General features: G+C 28.2%; 26 protein-coding genes and 1 tRNA gene. 6 read left to right on the top strand and 21 right to left on the bottom strand.

From position 1 onward, the window contains the following. Positions 1–59: 59 nt before the first annotated feature. The 10 genes from thiL to PB7211_RS04825 are packed head-to-tail and all read right to left on the bottom strand — an operon-like array spanning position 60 to position 7,407. Entirely contained in the window at positions 60–1,019 is a 960-nt protein-coding gene (gene thiL, locus PB7211_RS04870; RefSeq protein ID WP_008544348.1) for a thiamine-phosphate kinase, read from the bottom strand. After that, positions 1,012–1,416, bottom strand: coding sequence for a transcription antitermination factor NusB (locus PB7211_RS04865; protein ID WP_008544546.1), 405 nt, complete (start codon positions 1,414–1,416; stop codon positions 1,012–1,014). Before PB7211_RS04865 ends, thiL begins: the two co-directional genes overlap by 8 nt. Then, positions 1,413–1,802, bottom strand: a complete 390-nt coding sequence (ribH, locus tag PB7211_RS04860; RefSeq protein WP_008545734.1) for a 6,7-dimethyl-8-ribityllumazine synthase — start codon at positions 1,800–1,802, stop codon at positions 1,413–1,415. Before ribH ends, PB7211_RS04865 begins: the two co-directional genes overlap by 4 nt. Continuing rightward, the gene (gene ribB, locus PB7211_RS04855; protein ID WP_008545923.1) at positions 1,802–2,902 is read right to left on the bottom strand and encodes a 3,4-dihydroxy-2-butanone-4-phosphate synthase; all 1,101 of its coding nucleotides are present in this window, start codon (positions 2,900–2,902) and stop codon (positions 1,802–1,804) included. Before ribB ends, ribH begins: the two co-directional genes overlap by 1 nt. After that, positions 2,889–3,482: a riboflavin synthase gene (locus PB7211_RS04850; RefSeq protein ID WP_008544411.1), complete on the bottom strand. Its 594-nt coding sequence runs from the start codon at positions 3,480–3,482 to the stop codon at positions 2,889–2,891. The genes ribB and PB7211_RS04850 overlap by 14 nt, the downstream gene beginning before the upstream one ends. Before the next feature lies 1 nt (position 3,483). After that, entirely contained in the window at positions 3,484–4,590 is a 1,107-nt protein-coding gene (ribD, locus tag PB7211_RS04845; RefSeq protein ID WP_034399032.1) for a bifunctional diaminohydroxyphosphoribosylaminopyrimidine deaminase/5-amino-6-(5-phosphoribosylamino)uracil reductase RibD, read from the bottom strand. Beyond that, a complete protein-coding gene (nrdR, locus tag PB7211_RS04840; RefSeq protein WP_008544570.1) occupies positions 4,571–5,029 on the bottom strand; it encodes a transcriptional regulator NrdR in 459 nt (152 codons plus the stop codon). Before nrdR ends, ribD begins: the two co-directional genes overlap by 20 nt. A gap of 2 nt (positions 5,030–5,031) precedes the next feature. After that, entirely contained in the window at positions 5,032–6,339 is a 1,308-nt protein-coding gene (glyA, locus tag PB7211_RS04835) for a serine hydroxymethyltransferase (protein ID WP_008544307.1), read from the bottom strand. A 2-nt stretch (positions 6,340–6,341) separates the two neighbouring features. Continuing rightward, positions 6,342–6,767 carry a ribose 5-phosphate isomerase B gene (gene rpiB / locus PB7211_RS04830; protein WP_008544835.1) on the bottom strand — a complete coding sequence of 142 codons (426 nt, stop codon included), beginning with the start codon at positions 6,765–6,767 and terminating at the stop codon, positions 6,342–6,344. 1 nt (position 6,768) lies between these two features. Continuing rightward, positions 6,769–7,407 (bottom strand): aspartyl/asparaginyl beta-hydroxylase domain-containing protein, encoded by a 639-nt coding sequence (locus tag PB7211_RS04825; protein WP_008544553.1) that lies wholly within the window; start codon positions 7,405–7,407, stop codon positions 6,769–6,771. 73 nt (positions 7,408–7,480) lie between these two features. On the opposite strand from PB7211_RS04825, the gene hemB reads away from it, so the two are divergent. Beyond that, the gene (hemB, locus tag PB7211_RS04820; RefSeq protein ID WP_008545711.1) at positions 7,481–8,470 is read left to right on the top strand and encodes a porphobilinogen synthase; all 990 of its coding nucleotides are present in this window, start codon (positions 7,481–7,483) and stop codon (positions 8,468–8,470) included. On the opposite strand, the gene recO is transcribed toward hemB, so the two are convergent. Genes recO through dapA form a run of 10 tightly spaced genes read right to left on the bottom strand, consistent with a single transcriptional unit; the run spans position 8,471 to position 15,799 of the window. Continuing rightward, positions 8,471–9,151, bottom strand: a complete 681-nt coding sequence (gene recO, locus PB7211_RS04815) for a DNA repair protein RecO (protein ID WP_034399029.1) — start codon at positions 9,149–9,151, stop codon at positions 8,471–8,473. Between the two features lie 7 nt (positions 9,152–9,158). Then, positions 9,159–9,821, bottom strand: a complete 663-nt coding sequence (gene rnc, locus PB7211_RS04810) for a ribonuclease III (RefSeq protein ID WP_008544166.1) — start codon at positions 9,819–9,821, stop codon at positions 9,159–9,161. Beyond that, positions 9,821–10,558 carry a signal peptidase I gene (gene lepB, locus PB7211_RS04805; RefSeq protein ID WP_008545891.1) on the bottom strand — a complete coding sequence of 246 codons (738 nt, stop codon included), beginning with the start codon at positions 10,556–10,558 and terminating at the stop codon, positions 9,821–9,823. Before lepB ends, rnc begins: the two co-directional genes overlap by 1 nt. Further along, complete coding sequence (gene acpS / locus PB7211_RS04800; RefSeq protein WP_008544686.1) at positions 10,555–10,941, bottom strand: holo-ACP synthase; 387 nt, start codon at positions 10,939–10,941, stop codon at positions 10,555–10,557. The genes lepB and acpS overlap by 4 nt, the downstream gene beginning before the upstream one ends. A 3-nt stretch (positions 10,942–10,944) precedes the next feature. After that, positions 10,945–11,664 (bottom strand): pyridoxine 5'-phosphate synthase, encoded by a 720-nt coding sequence (locus PB7211_RS04795; protein WP_008545859.1) that lies wholly within the window; start codon positions 11,662–11,664, stop codon positions 10,945–10,947. Continuing rightward, on the bottom strand, positions 11,661–12,248 hold the full coding sequence (pyrE, locus tag PB7211_RS04790) for an orotate phosphoribosyltransferase (protein ID WP_008545878.1): 588 nt from the start codon (positions 12,246–12,248) through the stop codon (positions 11,661–11,663). The genes PB7211_RS04795 and pyrE overlap by 4 nt, the downstream gene beginning before the upstream one ends. Continuing rightward, positions 12,205–13,950: a bifunctional (p)ppGpp synthetase/guanosine-3',5'-bis(diphosphate) 3'-pyrophosphohydrolase gene (locus PB7211_RS04785; RefSeq protein ID WP_008545372.1), complete on the bottom strand. Its 1,746-nt coding sequence runs from the start codon at positions 13,948–13,950 to the stop codon at positions 12,205–12,207. Before PB7211_RS04785 ends, pyrE begins: the two co-directional genes overlap by 44 nt. Positions 13,951–13,969: 19 nt before the next feature. Next, entirely contained in the window at positions 13,970–14,482 is a 513-nt protein-coding gene (gene folK, locus PB7211_RS04780; RefSeq protein ID WP_008544586.1) for a 2-amino-4-hydroxy-6-hydroxymethyldihydropteridine diphosphokinase, read from the bottom strand. Further along, positions 14,448–14,918, bottom strand: coding sequence for an SsrA-binding protein SmpB (gene smpB / locus PB7211_RS04775; RefSeq protein WP_008544744.1), 471 nt, complete (start codon positions 14,916–14,918; stop codon positions 14,448–14,450). The genes folK and smpB overlap by 35 nt, the downstream gene beginning before the upstream one ends. Then, positions 14,918–15,799 (bottom strand): 4-hydroxy-tetrahydrodipicolinate synthase, encoded by an 882-nt coding sequence (dapA, locus tag PB7211_RS04770; RefSeq protein ID WP_008545982.1) that lies wholly within the window; start codon positions 15,797–15,799, stop codon positions 14,918–14,920. Before dapA ends, smpB begins: the two co-directional genes overlap by 1 nt. A gap of 43 nt (positions 15,800–15,842) precedes the next feature. Here dapA and PB7211_RS04765 point away from each other — a divergent pair, with 43 nt between their 5' ends. Next, positions 15,843–18,071, top strand: a complete 2,229-nt coding sequence (locus PB7211_RS04765; RefSeq protein ID WP_008544662.1) for a lytic transglycosylase domain-containing protein — start codon at positions 15,843–15,845, stop codon at positions 18,069–18,071. On the opposite strand, the gene PB7211_RS04760 is transcribed toward PB7211_RS04765, so the two are convergent. Continuing rightward, positions 18,072–18,163 (bottom strand) — tRNA-Ser (locus PB7211_RS04760). A gap of 65 nt (positions 18,164–18,228) precedes the next feature. On the opposite strand from PB7211_RS04760, the gene PB7211_RS04755 reads away from it, so the two are divergent. Genes PB7211_RS04755 through PB7211_RS04740 form a run of 4 tightly spaced genes read left to right on the top strand, consistent with a single transcriptional unit; the run spans position 18,229 to position 23,320 of the window. Then, positions 18,229–19,482, top strand: coding sequence for a sarcosine oxidase subunit beta family protein (locus tag PB7211_RS04755; protein WP_008545991.1), 1,254 nt, complete (start codon positions 18,229–18,231; stop codon positions 19,480–19,482). Further along, positions 19,482–19,757 (top strand): sarcosine oxidase subunit delta, encoded by a 276-nt coding sequence (locus PB7211_RS04750; protein ID WP_008544926.1) that lies wholly within the window; start codon positions 19,482–19,484, stop codon positions 19,755–19,757. Before PB7211_RS04755 ends, PB7211_RS04750 begins: the two co-directional genes overlap by 1 nt. Before the next feature lies 1 nt (position 19,758). Continuing rightward, the gene (locus tag PB7211_RS04745) at positions 19,759–22,764 is read left to right on the top strand and encodes a sarcosine oxidase subunit alpha family protein (RefSeq protein ID WP_008546031.1); all 3,006 of its coding nucleotides are present in this window, start codon (positions 19,759–19,761) and stop codon (positions 22,762–22,764) included. Further along, on the top strand, positions 22,757–23,320 hold the full coding sequence (locus PB7211_RS04740) for a sarcosine oxidase subunit gamma (RefSeq protein ID WP_008545425.1): 564 nt from the start codon (positions 22,757–22,759) through the stop codon (positions 23,318–23,320). Before PB7211_RS04745 ends, PB7211_RS04740 begins: the two co-directional genes overlap by 8 nt. The last annotated feature ends 2 nt before the right edge of the window (positions 23,321–23,322 follow it).

The following is a 23,322-nucleotide window of genomic DNA, read 5'->3' as shown; positions in this document are numbered from 1 at the left end:
GTTATTAATTTTTAAGCCCGGACAATACAAAAAAAGCTAAAAAAGACAATATTTAACTTTTAAAATTGATGGGTGTAACCTTTATTTTTAATCAGTATTTGCTTGCCTTTTTGGTCAATTATTAAGGATTTTTTTAAACCTGAGATAATTTTTCCAATTTTAGTAATCTTTACTTGAAGAAGTTTTGATTTATTTTCTATGATTCTAGCTTTACTGGGACTGGCAGTAAATAAGATCTGATAGTCATCGCCGTTGGATATAAGTTGAGATTTTTTAAATTTATGATCCTTAACTATCATAGTTAATATTTTAGAGATTGGAATTTTATACTCATTGATTTGGTAAGATAAATTTTGATTATTTATCATTTTTTCTAAATCAGCAATTAAACCATCGGATATGTCTATAGATGAATTTGCTAATTTTAGTAATTCTTTAGTAAAATCAATTTGAATATTTGGTTCATAATAATTTTTAACAAAATAATCATTAATTTTTTTATTAAATCTAATTTTTTTTTTTAAAATCTGAAGGCCAACATAACTATCACCTAAATTTCCAGTCACATAAATATCATCATTTAATTTTGCATTATTTCTATAAACAATATTTTTTGAGTAACCTATTGAAGTAATTGAAAAACTTAATTTATTTGAATAAGTAGTGTCACCTCCACACAAAGAAATACCATATTTTTTTTGTTCGTTTTTTAATGATTTTGACATTAGAGACAAATTTTTTTTGGAAAAAGATCTTTTATTTCCAGATCCAGCAATAAAGTAAAATTTAGGCTCTACACCTTTACAAATTAAATCTGAAATTGATGATCTAATTATCTTTTTTATTACTAGATCAGGATATTTAAAATCGATGAAATGATATCCTTCATTATAAGTGTCTATGGATATTACTAGTTCCTTTTTCCTATCAAAAAAAACATCATCATTTAGATTAAGTGCAGATTTATTTTGTTTTACAATACTAGAAAAATATTTATTAATTAATTGAAATTCATGCATTATTTGATCTTAATTTTTTACCAATATTATCTAATAAAGCATTAAGGTATTTTGTTTGAGAATTTTCTAAGAAAAAATTTGATGAGTTTAAATATTCTTTAATAATTATATTTATTGAAACATTTGGTTTATAAAGAAATTCATATGTAGCTGCCTTCAAAATTGTTTGAAATACTTTATCTAAATTTTCAAAAACAAATTCATTACCTAATTTAGTATCTAGCTCAGAAAGAATTAAATCATTTCTTTCAATTGTTCCTAATACAATATCTTTAATAAATTTTTTAAATCTATGTTTTGGAAAATCTAAATTATTATCTTCATTATAAAATTTTCCATATAATTTTTGGATTATAATTACTCTGGGATTATTCTTTGGATTAAAATGAGTTCTCATTTTTGAGATAAAATAGAAATTACAGCTTTTGCAGCTTCTGCACCTTTTTTCATTCTTGCTTTCGCTTGTTTCATATTCAAGCAAGTAATAATTCCATTACCAATGGGTTTTTTACTATTTATTGACAAATCCATAATCGCATTAGTTGAGGCTTGTGAAATAAAATCAAAATGAGGTGTTTCACCTTTGATAACACAACCCAAGGCTAAAAAAGCATCAAATTTATTTATTTTTTTTGAAATAGTAACAGGTATTTCAAATACGCCAGGTACTGTAATAATTTTAACAATGTTTGGCTTTGGAATTAATTTCAGGGCACTGTCAAGAAGTCCCTTTGAAATATCATCATAATAATTTGCAATAACTATCAAATATTTTTTTTTCATTAAATTAATTCCTGGTTGGTAATCTTTATACCATATCCATCTAAACCAATAACTTTTTTAGGTGACTTAGTGATTAAAGTCATATTTTTTATCTTTAAATCTTTAATTATTTGAGCTCCAATACCATAATTTCTAATTAATTTATCATTACCTTTTTTATAAAAATCTTTATTTTTGTAATCTTTAAGTGTTTGAGTAACTGATTTTAGGTTTGTATCTTTTATGAAAACCAAAACACAATTATTAAATTTTTTAAAATAATTTAGAGTTTTATTAAATGAGTTTGGTAATTGTTGATTAATCAAATAATTTTGAACTACATTAGAGGAAATAACTCTTACTCTTGGAGTAACTCCTTTTTTAATATTACCTTTAATTAGGGCAAAATGTTCTGAACCATCAAGTAAATTTTCATAAATTCTGATTTTATATGTTTGATTTTTAACATCGATATAACTTTGTTTCTTTAATTTAATTAATTTTTCTTTCTTAAGTCTGTAGGCTATTAAATCTTCAATTTTACCAATCTTAAGATTATGTTTTTTTGAAAAATTTATAAGATCTTGACCTTTAGCCATTGATCCATCTTCATTCATTATTTCACAAATGACAGCTGAATTGTTTTTTTTTGCTAATCTTGATATGTCAACAGAGGCCTCTGTATGACCAGCTCTAACCAATACACCACCATCCTTTGCAATTATTGGAAACACATGTCCTGGTGAGACAATTTCATTTTTTTTTACGTTTTTTTTAGATGCAATTTTAATTGTTTTAGCTCTATCTTTAGCTGAGATACCAGTGGTGATTCCTTTTTTTGCTTCAATTGATACAGTAAAGGCTGTTTTGTTTCGAGACTGATTAATTGGTGACATTAAAGATAAATTTAATTTCTTGGCTTGTACAGTATCAAGTGCCAAACATATCAATCCTCGACCGTACTTTGCCATAAAATTTATATTTTTAGCATTAGAATCTGATGTTGAGATAATAAGATCTCCTTCATTTTCTCTTTTTTCGTCATCAACTAAAATAAACATCCCTCCTTTTTTAGCTACTTGGATTATGCTTTCTATTGATGCAAAATTATCTTTTTTCATTAAAATAATTCCTAACGTATTTAGATAAGATATCTATCTCTATATTTACCAAATCTGTTTTCTTAAGTTTTGATAAATTTGTCTCTTTAAAGGTGTGAGGTATTACCCAAATTTCAAAACCTTTTTTAGAAACTTTTGAAATAGTGAGTGATATTCCATTCACACAAATAGAAGCTTTTTCAATTAAATGTTTTCTATCCTTTTTTGGCAGCTCGAAATGAAAAAGATATGATTTATCTATTTTTTTAATACTTAAAACTTTACCAACTGTATCAATATGACCTTGGCATATATGACCTGAAATTTTGGTTCCATATTTAAGTGGTAATTCTAAATTAATTTGATCTTTTGTTTTTAAATACTTAAATTTTGATCTTACTATAGTTTCTTTAGATAAATAAAACTCCATAATTTTAGCTTTATATGAAATCAAAGTAAGACATACTCCGTCACAAGCAACAGATAAACCGATATCTTTATTACTCAATTTAAAGTCGCTTTTAACAAAAATATTTAAACCCTTTGGTCTTTTTATAATTTTAGAAACAATTCCCTGATTATATATAATTCCATTAAACATTTTAATTTTTATACAAAGTTATTGTATCCTTTCCAAAATTAGAGTTGATTTTCAACCTTTTTTTATAATTCTTTTTTAAAATTTTTAATCCACTAAATTCCTTAAATTCAAATGATTTTGATAAATCTTTAGAACCTTTAAATAAAAAAAACTGATTAAATATTTTATTACTTACAAAATTTTTAGTGAGTTCATCCCCTCCTTCTACTAAGACGTTTCTGCATCCTAAAGTATAAAGTTTTTTAAAAATTATCGAAGGATTAAATCTTTTATTGTTATCAATATTTAATTTTAATACTGTGATCTTATTTTTTTTAAACTCTAAAATTTTTGACTTAATGGCTTCATTATAAAAAAAAATAGTATTTTCTTTATTCGCTGTTTTGAATAAATAGCTATTTGTATTTGTTTTTAATTTATTATCTAAAATAATTCTCTTTGGAGAAAATTTTTCTAGACCTTTTAATCTGCAATTTAATTTTGGGTTGTCTTTATTTAAGGTTCTATATGAAATTAATATAGAGTCATTTTTATATCTTAAAAAATGTGTAAATTTATCAGATTTTATATTGGTAATTTTTCTATTTTTTTTACTAAAAATTAAATTATTTTTTGAAATTGCAATTTTACCACTAACATATGGTAATTTTTTCTGCCTGTTAAAAAAATATGGAGTATAAAATTGTTTAACTTTTTTTTTTAATAAACCTGTTCGAACTTTAATTTTTTTCGATTTTAATATTTTATATGTTTTGCCTTTAACTCTCTGATCAATATCAATAATTGAATAAATAACCTCTTTTAACTTTGATTTTATTATTGAACTTGTGCAAGGAGGTGTAACGCCATGATGAGAGCATGGTTCTAATGTTACATACATTGTTGCATCATTTAGATTTTCAATACTGTTTTTAATTGCATTAACTTCAGCATGAGGTCTACCATTGTAAGATGTTTGTCCAATTGAAATTATTTTATCGTGTTTAACAATAATACAACCAACTGATGGGTTGGTTCCAGTTAGTCCTTCATTAGATCTTGCTAAATCTAAAGCAAGATCCATAAAAAATTTATCTTTAATTGAAAATTTATCTTTTTTTGTAGACATCAAGCTTGTCCACGAATTGAACGAAATCTTTTTCTTCTCTAAAGTTTCTGTAAACTGATGCAAAACGAACATATGCAACTGGATCTAATTCTTTTAGTCCTTCCATAACCATAGTCCCTATTGTGTTTGTAGAAATTTCACTTTGTCCTAATTCCTCAAGTGCTCGTGAAATTTTACTAATAAATTTTTCAGCAGTTTCAGTGTCTATTGGTCTTTTTTTGAGCGCTATATAAACTGATTTAGATAATTTATCTCTATCAAAAGATGATTTTCTTCCATTTTTTTTAACAACCATCAATTCTCTAATCTGAATTCTTTCAAATGTGGTAAATCTTTCACCACATACACACAATCTCCTTCTTCTTATAGCTGTTCCATCTTCTGTTGGTCTAGAATCTACAACTGATGTGTCTCCTTTTTTATTACAAGGACATATCATTTTTATAAATTTTTATATATTGGGAACGACGAAGTTAAAGATATAACTTCATTTCTTACTTCATCTTCTATTTTACTATTATCTGTCGGATTTTCAGATAAACCCTTTAACGTTTTGGTAATTAACTCTCCAACTGTTTTAAACTCATTTAAACCAAAACCTCTTGTTGTAGCTGCTTGTGTGCCAAGTCTTATACCAGAGGTTATCATAGGTTTTTCAGTATCAAATGGAATACCATTTTTATTACAAGTTATATTAGCTCTTGATAAACTCTCAGCAGCTAAATTTCCTTTAACATTGTAGGGTCTTAAATCAACAAGCATTAAGTGAGTATCGGTTCCATCTGAATAAATTTTAAAACCATTATTTTTTAATGTTTCAGCTAACATTTTAGCATTAGCGAGTACTGATTGAATATAATCTTTAAATTCAGGTTGAAGAGCTTCTAAAAATCCAGCAGCCTTTGCTGCTATAATATGCATTAAAGGTCCACCTTGATATCCAGGAAACACTGCAGTATTAAATTTTTTTGCTAAGTCTTCATGATTAGTCAAAATTATTCCACCTCTAGCACTTCTAAATACTTTGTGAGTTGTAGATGTTACAACATGAGCATGATCACAAGGATTTGGATATCCTTTTCCAGCAACCAAACCAGAAAAATGTGCCATATCAACCATTAAGTAAGCACCAACTTTATCTGCAATTTCTCTAAATCTTTTAAAATCAATTACTCTTGAATAAGCGCTACCTCCAGCTATAATTAATTTTGGTTTATGTTCTAATGCAAGTTTTTCTACATTATCATAATCTATAAGTTCCGACTCTTTATCTACATCATAACCTATTGCATTAAACCATTTACCTGACATTGAAATTTTAAGTCCATGAGTAATATGTCCGCCTGAATTTAAACTCATTCCCATAAAAGTATCTCCAGGACTTAATAAAGCTAAAAATACAGCTCCATTAGCTTGGGCGCCAGAATGAGGTTGGGCATTTGCAAATTTGCAATTAAATAATTTTTTTAATCTCTCTATTGCTAAGTCTTCAGCAACATCAACATGCTCACATCCATTATAATATCTTTTTCCTGGATAACCTTCAGCATATTTATTTGTAAGAACTGAACCTTGTGCTTCTAATACTGCTTGTGAAACTATGTTTTCTGAAGCTATTAACTCAATATGTTGTTGTTGTCGTAATAATTCATCTTGAATAGCCTTATGTAATTCTGGATCTTTTTTTGATAAACTATCTTCAAAAAAACTTTTGTAATGATCATTTAAGTAATTTTTTTCACTAGACATATTTAAATTTTCCTTATTCTTTTAGAGTGTCTGCCACCTTCAAATTTAGTTTTTAAAAAAATACCAATAAAATTCAAGGCATTTTTTTTTGTTATTAATCTAGACCCTAATGTAATGATGTTTGCATCATTATGCAATCTTGATAATTTAGTTGATTTCAAATTAAAACATTGAGCTGCACGTATATTTTTATGTTTATTTGCTGTAATATTCATACCAGTTCCTGAACCACAAATTAAAATTCCAACATTGTTTTTGTTAACTTTTACTTTTTTTGCGACATTATGTGCATATATAGGATAATCTACACTTTTATCATTATCTGGTCCTAAATCTTGAAAAGCTAATTTTTTTTTTGAGAGATATTCTTTGATTACTTCTTTCAAATCAAATCCAGCATGATCAGATGCAATAAATATTTTTCTCAAATTAATTAAATTTATAGTCTAATACGCAAGCGACTAAGTGAATTCTGTTCTCTTCGCCACCGTTAAACGCATTATGATATTTAGTGTTATTAGTAATCCAAACTGATCCATCTGCAGGCATATGCTTTGCAACACTATCTATGACCATTATACATCCAGGGTTTGTAATTATTGGAATATGCAGTCTTGGTTCAGGGTCTCTATGCCAACTTAATGTTGACCTTGGCTCTTTAAGCAGAATCCTCATTCTACCTAATTTATATTTTGATGATAAAACATCATATACATGTTTAAAATAAGTATTTTCATAATCTTTTACAAATTCAGAATATGCTGACTCATCAATCATCTCGTCTCTTGTAACTTCTTTTCCTGATTTATCAGGTTTGGTCCAAAAAATTCCTCGAGCTTTATTGCCCTTAATAGAATCTGGGTCTCCAGGAATTTGTGTTAAAGATATAGCGCCAAAGTGTGTTACACCAGCATCTTCAAATTTTTTTATTTTTACAATTTGATGGTAGGCTTCTTGTAATTTATTTATATCAAAATTTACTTCTTGTTTTTGAAAATCACAAAAGTTTAATATCCTCTCATCTTTTTTTAGATTTAAATCAATAACTTTAGAATTTTCAATACTCATCGTGATTGCTTTGTACCCTTTTTATTGTATATGTGTATATTACATTTGACGCAATTTGGAAGAAAATTAAAACATGATTACTGGAAAATATCCTAGCTTAAGACTAAGAAGAACTAGAAAACAATCATGGTCTAGAAGACTGATCCAAGAAAATACACTTACTGCAAATGATTTTATTTTGCCTGTATTTTTAATTGATGGATCTAATAAAAAACAGTCAATATCTACAATGCCTGGAGTGTATAGATACACAATTAATAGATTATCTCAAATCATTGATAAAGCGCTAAAAGTAGGTATTCCAATGGTAGCTCTTTTTCCAAAAACTAAAAATAGTTTAAAAAATGAAATTGGGTCAGAATCGTTAAATGAAAATAATTTAGTTTGCAAAGCCATCCTGGAAATTAAAAAAAAATATAAAAATCAAATTGGGATAATGTGTGATGTAGCTCTTGATCCATACACGTCACATGGTCATGATGGATTAATTAAATCAAATCAAATTATAAACGATGAAACGATAGAAGTTTTAATCAATCAATCTTTATTACAAGCAGAGATGGGATGTGATGTATTGGCTCCTTCTGATATGATGGATGGCAGGATTGGAAAAATTAGAAAAGCCTTGGATAAATCAAATTATCAAGATGTTCAAATTTTGTCTTATGCAGCAAAATATGCTTCAAGTTTTTATGGACCATTTAGAGATGCTGTAGGTTCGAAAGGATCATTAAAAGGTGATAAAAAAACTTATCAAATGGATTTTAAAAATAGTGATGAAGCGTTGAGAGAGGTAGCACTTGATATTAAAGAAGGTGCGGACCTGGTGATGGTTAAACCAGGTATGCCCTATTTAGATATTATTAAATCAGTAAAAGAAAAATTTAAAATACCTGTGTTTGCGTATCAAGTTTCAGGAGAATATAGTTTAATTGATAATGCGATACAGAAAAAATTAGTTAATGAAGACATTATATATGAAAGTTTAGTCGGATTTAAAAGAGCTGGTGCAAATGCTATTGTTAGTTATTACGCAGATAGAATTGATAAAATAATAAAATAATTATTTAAAAGAATTTAAAAATAATAATCTGCTATTTGGATAATTTAGATTATTTGGTTTCAAAATGGTTTTATCAAGATAATCTCCAACTAATCTCAAACCACTTAATAAAATTTTAATATCACTAACTTCAATATCTTTTTCAATTAAAAAATTTGGAACATATTTTTTTTCAGTTGAAGAACTTACATAATACACTGTTTCATTTTTAACTATATCTTTTTCAACTAGATTCTCTAATTCAAGATCGTATCCTAAGAGTTTGAGTAATTCTAATTCCCAAAATACATATTTTTTTAGCCAGTCATTATCTTTTAGAATCATAAAAAAATTCTCAATTGTTTTATAAATCTTTAAATTAGCTTGAGACTCTGCTGTTAAAATTTTAATTAAATTAACTGCTGAAATAATACATGAAAGCTTTTGTTTGTGATCAAAGTATAGCGGACTATAAGCTTGTAAAATTTCAACTTTGAAATATCCAATCTTATTTTCATTTTTAGAATTAAAATTTACATGTAACTTATTACCTATTTGTAAATAATTTTTGATCTTTTTAGAGGTTCCACCAAATATTATGCCAACTATCTTACCGTGATCTTTAGTATAAATTTCAGCGATTAAGGAATTTTCACTATATCTATTCTTTTTTATTAAAAAACCTTCATCGATCCAATTCATTTTTCAATCACTTAACATTTTTCAGACACTCAATTGCAGCATTTTGTTCAGCATCTTTTTTTGATTTACCAAGTGCAATAAAATATTTAGTATTAGGAAGTTTAACTCCAACTTTAAACAATGGCTTATGTCGTGGACCTGTATTTGAAATAAGTTTATAAATTGGAAGTTTCTTGAAATTTTTTAACGCTAATTCTTGTAATTTAGTCTTTGCATCAATTTGTGTAACTACACTTTTCTTAATATGATTTTTCCATAAATCTAATATTATTTTTTCAGTAATGTTTAATCCTTTATCAAGATATAATGCTCCAATTAAAGCCTCACAACAATCAGAAATGATTTTGTCTTCAATTTTTATTTTTTTATTATTAAGATTAAAAGTTAATATGTATTTTTCTAGATTTATATTTTTGGCTATTTCTAAGCAAGTTCTCTTATTTACTAGAGAGGCAAATTTTTTATCTAATATGCCTTCTTTTTCATCAGGATAAATTTCTAAAAGTTTTTTTGCTATAACTAATCCAAGAACACGATCACCTAAGAACTCAATTTTTTCGTTATTTTTAAGCGAATTATGACTTTTATGAGTAAGCGATTGAATTAATAAATTTGTATTTTTAAACTTGATATTAATTTTTTTTTCTAAACTTTGATAATTTTTTTTCATTAATTAATCTTATTAAAAGTTCTATTAAATCTTATGGATTTATGCCATTTCCAGAATGCAAACATGCTCCCAATTTTTTTATCAGAAGAAAAAAAAATAAATTGCGCCTTACCAACTAAATTATTTTTATGAACATAACCAACGCTTGTTAAATATCTACTATCTTTTGAACAATCTCTGTTATCTCCTAGAAAAAAATAATGGTCTTTTGGCACAGTAAATACATCTGAGTTTTGATAAGTGTAATCTTTTAAATAAACCGTGTGAAACTTTTTACCGTTTGGTAATTTTTCCTCAAATTTATAAACATCGATTGATCTACTACCACAATAAATTTTAGTCTTATTTAAAATTTTTGATTTTAAAATTTCACTGTTATTTAAGTATAAATTTGCATCTATAAATTGAATTTTATCACCAGGAAGTCCAATTAATCTTTTAATATAATCAGTTCTATTGTCAGCAGGTGTTTTAAAGACAATTACATCTCCTCTTTCAGGTGAGCTAAAAATTATTCTATTCTTAAATAATGGTGGGCTAAATGGAAATGAATGTTTGCTATAACCATAGGAATATTTGGTTACAAATAGTCTATCCCCTACAAGCAATGTTGGTTCCATTGAAGATGATGGAATATAGAAAGGTTGAACTAACAAAGATCTGATTATAACTGCTATTATTAAAGCGTAAAAAAGAGTCTTAATATTTTCTGAAAAAAAATTTTTATCTAATTTCATATTGATTGAATTATAGTAAATGCAGTTGAATAATCTTTTTCGTCTGAAATTGATAGAAAACAGTTATATTTCTTAATATTAAAATTTTTATGAATGATCTTTGAAATTTTTTTTGATTTCAAATAGTAAGGTTTTCCCTTTTTATCATTAACAATTTCAATATCTTTAAAGTTGAGATTACCACTAAAACCTGTGCCTAAAGCTTTTGCAAAGGCCTCTTTAGCAGCAAATCTTTTAGAAAAAAAACCAACTTTATTTTTGGATAAGGATGATTGAGCTAATTCTTTAGTACTATAAATCCTTTTTCTAAACTTTAAATTTTTTAATGAATTTTTAATTCTTTTATTTTCGATAATATCAACACCGATTCCTACAATTCTCATAAATTAATTTTTTAATATTTTCTTAAATTTTTTAATAACTTTAGATAGACCATAAAAAATAGACTCACCAATAATGAAGTGACCGATATTGAATTCTTGAATTTCGTTAATTTTATTAAGTATTTTTGTTGTTTTATAATCAAGTCCATGGCCAGCATGAACTTCGATATTTAGTTTATTTGCTAAGATTGAGCTTTTTTTTATTCTACTAAATTCTGTATTATATTTCTTTTTTAATTTAACTAAGTTTGAAATTCTTCCAGTATGTATCTCTACACAGTCTACATTTAATTCTTTTGAAAGTTTAATATCTTTAATTGTTGGATTTATAAATAAACTTGTACGAATTTTAACTTTTTTGAATTTTTCAATTATTGTTTTTAATTTTTTTTTATTCTTGGTTAAATTCAATCCCCCTTCAGTAGTTATTTCTTTTCTATTTTCAGGAACAATACAGATATAGTTAGGTTTTATTCTAAGAGCATTTTTAACAATTTTATCATCCATTGATATTTCAAGATTAACAAAAATATTTTTTAGCTTACAAATTTTTTTTGCATCAGCATCATTAATATGTCTTCTATCTTCTCTTAAATGAATAGTTACTGAGTCAGCACCCATTTTAACAACTTGAGATGCAGCAAAAAAAGGGTCTGGATGCTTTTCACCTCTTGCATTTCTTACTGTTGCTATATGATCTATGTTTACACCTAATCTTTTCACTTAATAAATCTACTCCCGGGTGTTGAAATAGGAATTGATTTTAGATTATTTGGTAATTGTTTTTTACTAAAAGTTGGAACATCAATCTTCAAATGAGATATAATTTCAGTTTTTATTTTTAATGTTTTTTTTGTTGATCTATCAATTATAGAGGCAAAACCAATAAGTTTAGCATTAGCTTTTTTTATTAATTTAACACATTCTAAACTAGACTTTCCTGTGGTTATTACATCTTCAATAATTAAAACTCTTGAACCTTTTCTTATATTAAAACCTCTTCTTAGAATAAACTTCCCATTTACTCTTTCACAAAAAATTGTTTCTTTTTTCAAAAGTTTTCCTATTTCATAACCAATTATAACTCCACCCATGGCTGGAGCTAATATTAGATCAATTTTTCTATATTTTTTTTTTATTTTGTTGGCTAGTGATTTACATATTTTTTGTGCTAAATTTGGATGACTTAAAAGTTTTGCACATTGAATATATTTCGAAGAATGTAGACCTGAAGATAATACAAAATGGCCCTCTAATAAAGCATTAGTCTTTTTTAAAATATTTAAGGATTTTTTGAGTGAAAGCATTTCTTTTATCTTCGTGTCTAATTATCTTAAATTTTATACCCTTTTGTTTAAGCTCTGCAATAAAATTAGTAAAATTTTTAAGATTAGTAATTATCAATTTAAATTTAAAATTAATATATTTTGGATTTTTACCCACCATCTCAACATTAGATATGTTAAGTTTATGGCTTCCTATGAGTGAGCTAATATCACCTAATTGACCAGGTTGATCAGGAAGTGAAATCCAGAGTGTTGTGTTGTATTTTTTTATTCTTTCTTCTTTTTGCTCACCCTTATCATGCCAGTATCTTCTTATGGCCGCTCTAGCCTTACCTGTCTTTGTTGTAGGTATCCAGTGTAATGACGGTGACTGATTTTTAGAGGTAATTATATTAACTCTATCACCATTTCTCAAAATATCTTGTAGTTCTGATTTATTTCCATTTATTTCACATCCAATTGCAGTGTTGCCAATTTTAGTGTGAACAGCATACGCAAAGTCTATTGGTGTTGCATCCTTTGGTAATTTTATTACAGAGCCTTTAGGTGTAAAACAAAATACATTTTCCTGAAACATTTGAAGTTTAGTGTATTCATATGAATGCTCAGGATTTTCATTTTTTTCAATAATTTCTACTAAATCTTTTAACCAATCATATTCTTTCCAGCTTAATGAATTAAATCTTTCAGATGATTTATATTGCCAATGTGATGCAACTCCTCTTTCAGCGAATTCATGCATCTCATTTGTTCTTATTTGAATTTCGATGGGTTTTTTATTAGAACCTATTACTGCTGTATGTATAGATTTATATCCATTAATTTTTGGTGAAGAGATATAATCTTTAAACTTCCCAGGTATACAATTCCATTTTTTATGAAATATACCTAATGTCTTGTAGCAATCATCTATATTCTTTAAAATTATACGAAAACCAATGATGTCAGTAACTTGTTCTAAAGATACTCTTTTTTTCTGAACCTTTCTCCAAATTGAAAAAGGCGTTTTTTCTCTCCCATAAATTTCAGCATTGATATGATTGTCATTTAAAATTTCACTTAATTCAAATGAAAGTTCCTCAAAAATGTCTTTTTTATCTAATTTGATTTCATCAAGTCTTATCTTGATTAATTTTCTTGCATCATTATTTAAAATTTCAAAAGACAAATCTTCTAATTCATCTCGAATTCTGTGCATTCCCATTCTATCAGCCAATGGAGCATAAATTTCCATAGTTTCTTGTGCTATTCTTTTTCTTTTGTCCTCTTTAGGTATCGCTTTAATCGTTCTCATATTGTGAAGACGATCTGCAATTTTAACTAATAAAACTCTTATATCTTTTGATGTAGCTAAAATTAATTTTCTAAAGTTTTCTACTTTTGAGTTAGCACCAGCTGTATTTTCAAATACTGATATCTTCGTAACTCCATCTACTAATTCAGCAACTTCATCACCAAATTCAGTTTTAATTGTATCATAGGTAGCAAAAGTATCTTCTATGGTGTCATGTAATAACCCTGTTGTGATAGTTGCACTATCTAATTTTAGATCTGTAAGAATATTTGCCACTTCAATTGGATGAACTGAGTAAGGATCACCAGATGCTCTTTTTTGATTTTGATGAGCTTTTACTGCAAAATTATAAGCTTTATCTAGTCTCTCTGGATTTAAAAATTTATTATATCCTTTTACTTTATTTATTAATTCATTTGAATTGAGCATATTTAATTATAACATTAAATCAAATTTGTTTAATAGACCTAATGTCTTTATTTGGTAAGGAAAAAATCAATTTTTTGATATTAGTCTTCGTTAATGGATGACACCAATTATTTTCGATCTCAAATAATGGGATAAGTACAAAGTTTCTTAGATGCATCATTTTATGTGGAAGGATTAAACCATTTCTGGTGATTTTTCCATCAAAATCAATTATATCAATATCACACTCACGTGGAGAATTTTTTGGAGTTTTTTTTCTTCCTAACTTAGACTCAATAGATTTACATATGCCTAATAATATTTCTGGTTCATGAGCACATTTAGCTTTAACAACTATGTTTATAAAATCAGGATTTTTTGGATTTGGCCATGAAGGAGTATTATAATAACTTGATACTGAAATTAAATTTATATTGTTTTCAATTAAAAGAGATTTAGCTTTTTCAATATTATCTTTTTTATTACCTAGATTAGAACCTATTCCTAAATAAGTTATTCTAGCTTGTTTTCCTGATGTATCTAGCTTTGTCACGGTTCCAATCTCTATTTTTTTTTGTTGCTCTTTTATCAAATTGTTTTTTTCCTTTTGCAACAGCTAACTCAATTTTGGCTTTACCTTTTTTAAAATACATTTTTGTTGGAACTATCGTAAAGCCATCTCTTTGCATTTTGCCAATTAATTTGTTTATTTCTCTCTTATTAAGCAAAAGTTTTCTTTCATCTGTTGGATTGTGACTCGAATAACTTGCCTGCTTATATTGAGCTATATGAGCATTAATTAAAATCAATTCTCCATTTTTTTCTACAGCATAAGACTCAGCTATATTAACTTTGCCGTCTCTGATTGATTTAATCTCCGAACCTTTTAAAACTATTCCTGCCTCCAAAAGATCTTCAAAAAAATAGTTAAAACTAGCTTTTCTATTTAAACAGATTATTTTTAAACCAGAGTTGGTCTTTTTGTTCATTAAATCAATTTTGCAGACTGCAGTGTTTCTCTAACAATTTTTTGAGTGTTATCAGTTACCTTGACCAGTGGCAGTCTAACTTCATCATCACTTAAATTCATCAATTTAGCTGCAAATTTTACAGGGCTTGGATTGCTCTCTACAAACATTGCATCATGAACAGGCTGTAAAATATTATCTATTTTTTTAGCTTCTATTATATCATTTTCATTTTGCGAAACTGAAAATTTTTGAAAATCTGAACAAAGTTTTGGAGCAATATTTGCAGTTACACTAATTGCACCTACTCCCCCTCTTTTGTTAAACTCAAAAGCATTTTCATCATTTCCAGTCATTTGAATAAACTCTTTACCCATCTTTGATAATTGTTGATCTACTCTATCTAAATTTCCAGTTGCATCCTTTACGCCAACAATGTTCTTTAATTCAAATAGTCTAGCCATTGTATCAACAGACATATCAATTACAGATCTACTTGGTATATTATAAATGATTATTGGTATTCCACATTTATCATTTATGGCTTTATAATGTTGATACAAACCTTCCTGTGTTGGCTTATTATAATAAGGCGTTACAATTAGTGCTCCATCTGCCCCAGCTTTCTCAGCGTGTGAAGTAAGAGAAATTGCTTCTTCTGTTGAATTAGAACCTGTTCCAGCTATTACAGGTATTTTACCCTTGCTTTCTCTGATACATAAATCAATAACTCTTTGATGTTCGTCATGACTAAGTGTTGGAGACTCCCCTGTTGTTCCGGCAGGTACCAATCCACTAGTTCCATTATCCATATGAAAATGGATTAATTTTATATAAGCTTCCTCATCAAGACCATTATTTTTAAATGGAGTAATTAAAGCAACATTTGATCCTTTGAACATAAATACTTATAACATAGTTTATAGATTCATATACTAAAAGATTATGCTTAAAAAATTATTATTTATCAGTTTGGTAATATCCATCATAGTAAATATTAATAATCTTTCAGCTGAAACAACGATACTAGTTCCTTTAAAAAAGCCATCGTTAACTGATGAAGAAATAGTAAAAAAATTAACACAAAATATTCTTTTACCAATTAAAAAACCAAAAAAAATTAAAGAAATCAAAATCGTTGAAAAAAAAATTACAAAAACAGTTAAAGATACAAAAGATAAAAAACTATCATTCAAAATTCCTAAAAAGAAACCTTCAATACCTGGTGTCACTACATCTCGTAGTGTCAAAATTTCAAAATATTACAGCAAAAAAGATTTCAATATTGCAAGAAAAGCAATATCTGAAATGCAAAAAAGTAGATGGACTTCTTCATTAAAAATTGCAAAAAAAGCGAAAGATAAATCTATATATAATTTTATTAAGTGGAGATACCTTCTAACAACAGGAAATCAGGCGTCTTTTTATGATTATAAGGTTTTTATAGATCGTAATAATCAATATCCAAGAATAGATAGATTAAGATATTTAGCAGAGCACAAATTATCAACATCAAAAGTATCTCCAAAAAAAATTATCAAATGGTTTACTGGTAAAGATCCGCTAAGTGGATATGGACAAATGATATTAGGAGAAAGTTTCATATTAACAGGTGAAAAAACAAAAGGAATAAATCTAATTAAAAAAGGATGGATAACAGCAAAAATATCAAAAAATGAATTAAAATTTTTTAGAAAAAAATTTAAAAAATATCTCAATGCAGATGATTATATCAAAAGAGCAGATTATTTAGCTTGGAATAATAAATATTGGGATCTAAGAAGATTAACTAGATATTTACCTAAAGATTATGAACTTTTGTATACCGCGAGGCATATCTTAATGAGTAAAGGTTACGGGGTTGATCAAGCAATTAAAAACGTTCCAGAAAAATTAAAAAATGATGCTGGCTTAAATTATGATCGCTTAAAATGGAGAAGAAAAAAAGGGCGTGTTGACTCCTCTGTTGAAATTTTAATGAAAATTAAAAATGATAAAGATTATTTAGTGATGCCAGAAAAATGGTGGAAAGAGCGTGAAATAATTTCTAGAAAATTAATTTATAAAAAAAAATATGAAATAGCTTACAAAATTACCAGTGAGCACGGTATGACTGCGGGTGCAGAATTTGCTGAAGCTGAATGGATGAGTGGATGGATAGCTTTAAGTTTTTTAAATGATCCTTTAATAGCAAAAGATCATTTTCATAATTTTTATAAAAATGTCAGTTATCCAATTAGTACATCTAGAGGTGCTTTTTGGCTTGGAAGAACTTATGAAAAACTAGGTAATAAAGAACAATCACTTAAATGGTATCAAAAAGCATCAAAGTATCTCACCACTTATTATGGCCAGTTAGCGTTTTTAAAATTGAATCCTAATGGCAAATTTACACTTAATGATAGTATGGAGGTTGATAATAAATATAGATATATTTTTTACAACAAAGAGTTAGTTAAGATAATTTATCTACTAGATGAACTTAAGAAAGATAAATATACAAAATATATTTTAAGACATCTTGCAAATGATAACATTAAAAGAGGAAGTGAAATACTTGCCGCTGAATTAGCTACTAGTATTGAAAGATATGATTTTGCAATTCAAGTTTCTAAAATAGCTTCTTATCAAAAAAGATTTCATAACCAATTTAATTATCCAATTATAAGTACGCCTAAAACTATTAACGGCCGAAAAATTCCTGAAAGCGCATTTATATTATCAATTATTAGACAAGAAAGTGAATTTGATTTAAGTGCAAATAGCCATGCGGGAGCTAAAGGATTAATGCAATTAATGCCTTACACTGCAAAACTTGTTTCAAAGCAAGCCAAACTTCCATATTCAAAATCAAGATTAACTACTGATCCAGAATATAACATTAATTTGGGTTCTCATTATATTGCTGGATTAATACTTCAGTATGATGGAGCGTACCCATTTGCAACAGCTGCTTACAACGCGGGTCCTAATAGAGTTAAATATTGGAAAAAAATTAATAAAGATCCGCAAAAAAAACAGGTTGATTATGTTGATTGGGTTGAGTTAATTAAATTTAGAGAAACTCGAAACTATGTGCAGCGTGTATTGGAAAACTATAACGTCTATAGATATATATTAGAAAAAAAACCTATAATTATGAAAAACTTCTTCAAAGATCAGCCTCTATATTAATGGCGGAAGAGGAGGGATTCGAACCCTCGGTACAAGTTTCCTCGCACGGTCATTTAGCAAACGACTGGTTTCAGCCTCTCACCCACTCTTCCACTGCGACATTGATATAACTGATTGTATTGAATATTCAATATTTATAAAGTAATTATTGCGAATAATGAAAAACAAATACTCGATATTTTCGCTAATTAAAAATGCTTTTAGCTATCATGAAAATTGGCAAAAAGCATGGAAAGACCCACAACCTAAAAAAGAATATGATGCTGTAATTGTTGGTGGTGGTGGTCATGGATTAGCAACTGCTTACTATTTAGCAAAGAAACACAATATGAGAAATATTGCTGTTGTTGAAAAAGGTTGGATTGGTGGTGGAAACACTGGTCGTAACACAACAATCATAAGATCAAATTATTTATGGGATGCGAGTGCTGGTCTATATGACCATGCATTAAAAATATGGGAAGATTTATCACAAGAATTAAACTACAATGTTATGTTTAGTCAAAGAGGTGTAATGAACCTTGCTCACAATCTACAAGATGTAAGAGACTTAAAAAGAAGAACGCATGCTAATAGATTAAATGGAATTGATGCAGTTTATTTAAATACTGAAGAAGTTAAAAAATTTTGCCCAATTATTAATACTTCACCTAATATAAGATATCCTGTCTTAGGTGGAACACTTCAAAGAAGAGCTGGTACTGCAAGGCATGATGCTGTTGCTTGGGGTTACGCTAGAGGTGCTGATGAGATGGGTGTAGATATTATTCAAAATTGTGAAGTAAAAGGAATTAAAAGAAATGGTGATAGTGTAGAGGGAATTGAAACAACTAAAGGATTCATTAAAACTAACAAAGTTGGAGTCGTAGCCGCAGGTCACTCAAGTGTGATAGCAAACATGGCAGGGTTAAGACTACCTTTGGAAAGTAAACCATTACAAGCTTTAGTTTCTGAACCAGTTAAACCAATTATTGATACTGTTGTAATGTCAAATGCTGTTCACGCTTATGTTAGTCAATCTGATAAAGGTGAGCTTGTCATAGGTGCAGGAACAGATGATTATGTCTCTTATTCTCAAAAAGGAAGTCATCAAATAGTTGAAGGTACACTTAATGCTATATTAGAACTTTATCCAATTTTTAGCCGAATGAGAATGTTAAGACAATGGGGAGGTATAGTTGATATTTGCCCTGATGCTAGTCCAATATTAAGTAAAACTTCAATTAAAGGTTTATATTTTAATTGTGGTTGGGGTACTGGTGGATTTAAAGCAACTCCAGGATCAGGAGATTTATTTGCTCATACAATTGCAAATGATGAGCCACATAAACTTAATGCTGCATTTAATTTAAATAGATTTGTTAGTGGTGATCTTGTTGATGAACATGGGGCAGCAGCTGTCGCTCACTAATGTTCGTAATTAATTGTCCTTATTGTGGAGAGCGAGATCAGCAAGAATTTAAGGCTGGTGGTGAAGCACACATAGAAAGACCAAAACAACCTACAGAATTAAGTGATGATGAATGGGCAGAGTATTTATTTATGAGAAAAAATATAAAGGGTGTTCAGTTTGAAAGATGGAACCATACACATGGATGTAGAAAGTGGTTCAATATGGTCAGAGACACTTCTAATGACGAAATCAAATTAGTTTATAAAATGGGGGAAAAACCACCGCTAAAATAATATGTCAGCAAATTTAAGAGTTAAATCTAGCGAATATATAGATGAAACACATAGAGTTTCGTTTAAGTTTAATGGTAAAACATATTATGGATTTAAAGGTGATACATTAGCATCCGCCCTACTCGCTAATGATGTTCATTTAGTAGGAAGAAGTTTTAAATATCATAGACCAAGAGGAATTATGACGGCTGGTTCAGAAGAACCGAATGCCATTGTTCAAGTTAATGATAACACAAATCGGACAGAACCTAACGTTAGAGCTACAGAAGTTGAAATTTATGAAGGTTTGGAAGCTTCAAGCCAAAATTGTTGGCCAAACGTAAATTTTGATATTGGTGGAATAAATAATCTAATTTCTCCATTTTTACCTGCAGGCTTTTATTATAAAACTTTCATGTGGCCAGCTAGCTTTTGGGAAAAATATGAATTTTTCATTAGACACTCAGCTGGTTTGGGTAAATCACCAGCAGAAAAAGATCCAGATATTTACGATCATAGAAATATACATTGTGATGTTCTGGTTGTTGGAGCAGGTATATCAGGAATATTAGCTGCAAAAAATGCAGCTAAAAATAACTTAAAAACTTTATTGATTGAAGAAAAAAACGAGTTAGGTGGTGCAACCATTTACCAAAATAGAGAGTTTAATAAAATTGATAATCAAAGTTCATCTGATTGGATCAAAAAAGAAATAAATGAGCTTAAGAATATTGATAATCTAGAAGTTAAAACGAGAACAAGTGTAGCAGCATATCATGGATATAATTATTTATTAGCTAGAGAAAATTTAACAGATCATTTAGAAAAAAAAGATAAAAATAATAAAGTAAGACAAAGACTTTTAAAAATAAGAGCTAAAAAAGTAATTCTTGCAACAGGTGCTTTAGAGAGACCACTTGTTTTTAATAACAATGACAGACCAGGAATAATGTTGTCAACAGCTGTAAAAAAATATGCTGATTTCTTTGGTGTTAAATGTGGTGAAAAAAATGTGTTCTTCACAAACAATGATAGTGCGTATGAAAGTGCATTATGTTTATTCAACAAAGGAATCAAAGTTGATGCCATTATAGATATTAGAAATAATTCAAATTCAAAAATTGTTAAAGCTGTTGAACAGGTAGGAATTAAAATTTATTGGTCACATACTGTCGTTGATACTAATGGATATAAAAGATTAAATAATATTTCAATAATGAAATTATCAAACGATGGAATGACTGTAACTGGTAATAGAATTAATATTTCATGTGATTGTTTGGGAGTTGCGGGTGGTTGGACACCAGCTGTACACTTATTTACCCAGTCGGGAGGAAAATTGAAATTTGATGAAGATAACAATATATTTTTACCAAATAAATATCCTTCAGATCAAATTAGTGTTGGTTCCTGTAATGGAAGTTTTGATTTAAAAGAAATAATTAACGAATTGTCAATTAAACTAAAAGAATTTTTAAAAATAGAACAAACTGATTTTGATAATATTACTATAGAGAGCGAGGAAGAAACTTCTAAAAGAAATATTTGGTTACTTCCATCTGATAAAGCTATTGGAAAAACAAAACCGTTTGTGGATTATCAAAATGATGCAACCGCAAAAGATATTAAATTAGCGTTACGTGAGGGTTTTAGATCAATTGAACATGTAAAAAGATATACAACAACCGGTATGGGAACAGATCAAGGTAAACTTGGTAATATGCATGCCCTTGGAATAATAGCTGACACTGCAGGAGTAAAAATGGGTGAACTTGGTACTACAACCTTTAGGCCTCCCTACACTCCTTTAACTTTTGGAACTATTGTTGGGCGTAATGTTGGAGAATATTTTGATATATTTAGAAGAACAGCAATGAATGATTGGCATATTGAAAATAAAGCTGAATTTGAAAATGTTGGTCAATGGAAAAGAGGTTGGTATTATCCTAGTAATGGAGAAACTATGCATCAAGCGGTACAAAGAGAAAGTAAAGCTGCAAGAGAAAGTGCTGGGATTTTAGATGCATCTACACTAGGTAAAATTGATATTCAAGGAAGTGGTGTTTCTGAATTTTTAAATAGGGTTTACACTAATGCCTGGTCAAAACTTGCCATTGGTAAATGTAGATATGGTTTAATGCTTAACGAAGATGGAATGGTTTATGATGATGGTGTTACTACCAGGTTAGGAGAAAACCATTATCTAATGACCACTACAACAGGTGGTGCCGCTAATGTTTTGGGGAAACTTGAAGATTATCTACAAACTGAATGGCCTGAACTGGATGTATATTTAACTTCAGTTACTGACCATTATTCTACAGCTAGTGTTTGTGGACCTAATAGTAAAAAGATATTAAAAAAAATATTTCCTGATCTAGATTTTTCTGATGAAAGTTTTCCTCACATGTCATTTAAAGAGGCGAAAATTAATAACATTAAATGCAGAGTTATGAGAATAAGTTTTACAGGTGAGCTTAGTTATGAAATTAATATTCAAGCAAGTTTTGGTAAATCACTTTGGGAAAAATGTATAGAAGCAGGTAAAGAATTTAACATTACTCCATATGGAACAGAAACAATGCACTTACTAAGGGCTGAGAAAGGTTTTATTATAGTCGGTCAAGATACAGATGGAACAATGACGCCTATTGATCTTCAAATGGATTGGATAGTTAGTAAAAAGAAATATGATTTTATTGGCAAAAGGTCTCTCTATAGATCTGATACAATGAGAGAAGATCGAAAACAATTAGTTGGATTGTTAACTGATGATCCAAACATAGTTTTGGAAGAAGGTGCTCAAATTGTATCTGAATTAAATCAAAATCCTGTTCAAATGTTAGGTCATGTAACTTCTAGTTATTTTAGTCCAAATCTAAATAAATCTATTGCTTTAGCAGTTGTTAGGGGTGGAAAAGATATGATTGGTAAAAAATTATTTATTCCAATGGAAACTAAGACAATCAATGTAACTGTTGCTAATCCAGTTTTTTTTGATGAAGGAAATAAGAGGTTAAATGCTTAATTATAACAGTATTTTAAAAGATGAAATAAACCATAATGGTTTATCAATTAAAGAAATTTCTCCAATTATGAAACTTAATTTAAGAGGAAAAAAAAGAGAATTTTTTACATCAGTTGGTAAAAACTTAAATATGATATTACCAACAGAAGCCAACACTTCATCTTCAAGTGATAAACTTACCTCAATCTGGTTAAGTCCAGATGAATGGATGGTCTTTTCAAATGAAAAGATTCAAAAAGATAGCAATATATATGAATTAGAGGAGATGTTATATAATAGTATTTCTAAAACTAATTTAGGTGCAGTTACTGATGTAACTGATCAATTAGTATTACTTGAATTAAAAGGAGAAAATATTTTTGAATTATTTGCCTCAGGTAGTCCTTTTAATTTTAATGAATTTAAAGAAAAAAAGGGTTCTACAACACAGACTTTACTAAATAACATAGATGTTATTGTGCATCATAAAGATGAAAACTTAGTTAATTTATTTGTTAGACGTTCATTTTCAGAACATTTATGTTCTTGGATAAATGATAGTGCGTCAAGGTTATAGAG

It is taken from the genome of Candidatus Pelagibacter sp. HTCC7211 (genome assembly GCF_000155895.1).
Lineage (GTDB): Bacteria > Pseudomonadota > Alphaproteobacteria > Pelagibacterales > Pelagibacteraceae > Pelagibacter.
Note: the sequence above shows the minus strand (reverse complement) of the source record. Positions and strands in the feature narration are given on the sequence as shown.

Coding starts and splice junctions, on each gene's coding strand:
- thiL (WP_008544348.1), bottom strand. CDS start 1,019: ATGCATGAATTTCAATTAATTAATAAATATTTTTCTAGTATTGTAAAA.
- PB7211_RS04865 (WP_008544546.1), bottom strand. CDS start 1,416: ATGAGAACTCATTTTAATCCAAAGAATAATCCCAGAGTAATTATAATC.
- ribH (WP_008545734.1), bottom strand. CDS start 1,802: ATGAAAAAAAAATATTTGATAGTTATTGCAAATTATTATGATGATATT.
- ribB (WP_008545923.1), bottom strand. CDS start 2,902: ATGAAAAAAGATAATTTTGCATCAATAGAAAGCATAATCCAAGTAGCT.
- PB7211_RS04850 (WP_008544411.1), bottom strand. CDS start 3,482: ATGTTTAATGGAATTATATATAATCAGGGAATTGTTTCTAAAATTATA.
- ribD (WP_034399032.1), bottom strand. CDS start 4,590: ATGTCTACAAAAAAAGATAAATTTTCAATTAAAGATAAATTTTTTATG.
- nrdR (WP_008544570.1), bottom strand. CDS start 5,029: ATGATATGTCCTTGTAATAAAAAAGGAGACACATCAGTTGTAGATTCT.
- glyA (WP_008544307.1), bottom strand. CDS start 6,339: ATGTCTAGTGAAAAAAATTACTTAAATGATCATTACAAAAGTTTTTTT.
- PB7211_RS04825 (WP_008544553.1), bottom strand. CDS start 7,407: ATGAGTATTGAAAATTCTAAAGTTATTGATTTAAATCTAAAAAAAGAT.
- hemB (WP_008545711.1), top strand. CDS start 7,481: ATGATTACTGGAAAATATCCTAGCTTAAGACTAAGAAGAACTAGAAAA.
- recO (WP_034399029.1), bottom strand. CDS start 9,151: ATGAATTGGATCGATGAAGGTTTTTTAATAAAAAAGAATAGATATAGT.
- rnc (WP_008544166.1), bottom strand. CDS start 9,821: ATGAAAAAAAATTATCAAAGTTTAGAAAAAAAAATTAATATCAAGTTT.
- lepB (WP_008545891.1), bottom strand. CDS start 10,558: ATGAAATTAGATAAAAATTTTTTTTCAGAAAATATTAAGACTCTTTTT.
- acpS (WP_008544686.1), bottom strand. CDS start 10,941: ATGAGAATTGTAGGAATCGGTGTTGATATTATCGAAAATAAAAGAATT.
- pyrE (WP_008545878.1), bottom strand. CDS start 12,248: ATGCTTTCACTCAAAAAATCCTTAAATATTTTAAAAAAGACTAATGCT.
- PB7211_RS04785 (WP_008545372.1), bottom strand. CDS start 13,950: ATGCTCAATTCAAATGAATTAATAAATAAAGTAAAAGGATATAATAAA.
- smpB (WP_008544744.1), bottom strand. CDS start 14,918: ATGAACAAAAAGACCAACTCTGGTTTAAAAATAATCTGTTTAAATAGA.
- dapA (WP_008545982.1), bottom strand. CDS start 15,799: ATGTTCAAAGGATCAAATGTTGCTTTAATTACTCCATTTAAAAATAAT.
- PB7211_RS04765 (WP_008544662.1), top strand. CDS start 15,843: ATGCTTAAAAAATTATTATTTATCAGTTTGGTAATATCCATCATAGTA.
- PB7211_RS04755 (WP_008545991.1), top strand. CDS start 18,229: ATGAAAAACAAATACTCGATATTTTCGCTAATTAAAAATGCTTTTAGC.
- PB7211_RS04750 (WP_008544926.1), top strand. CDS start 19,482: ATGTTCGTAATTAATTGTCCTTATTGTGGAGAGCGAGATCAGCAAGAA.
- PB7211_RS04745 (WP_008546031.1), top strand. CDS start 19,759: ATGTCAGCAAATTTAAGAGTTAAATCTAGCGAATATATAGATGAAACA.
- PB7211_RS04740 (WP_008545425.1), top strand. CDS start 22,757: ATGCTTAATTATAACAGTATTTTAAAAGATGAAATAAACCATAATGGT.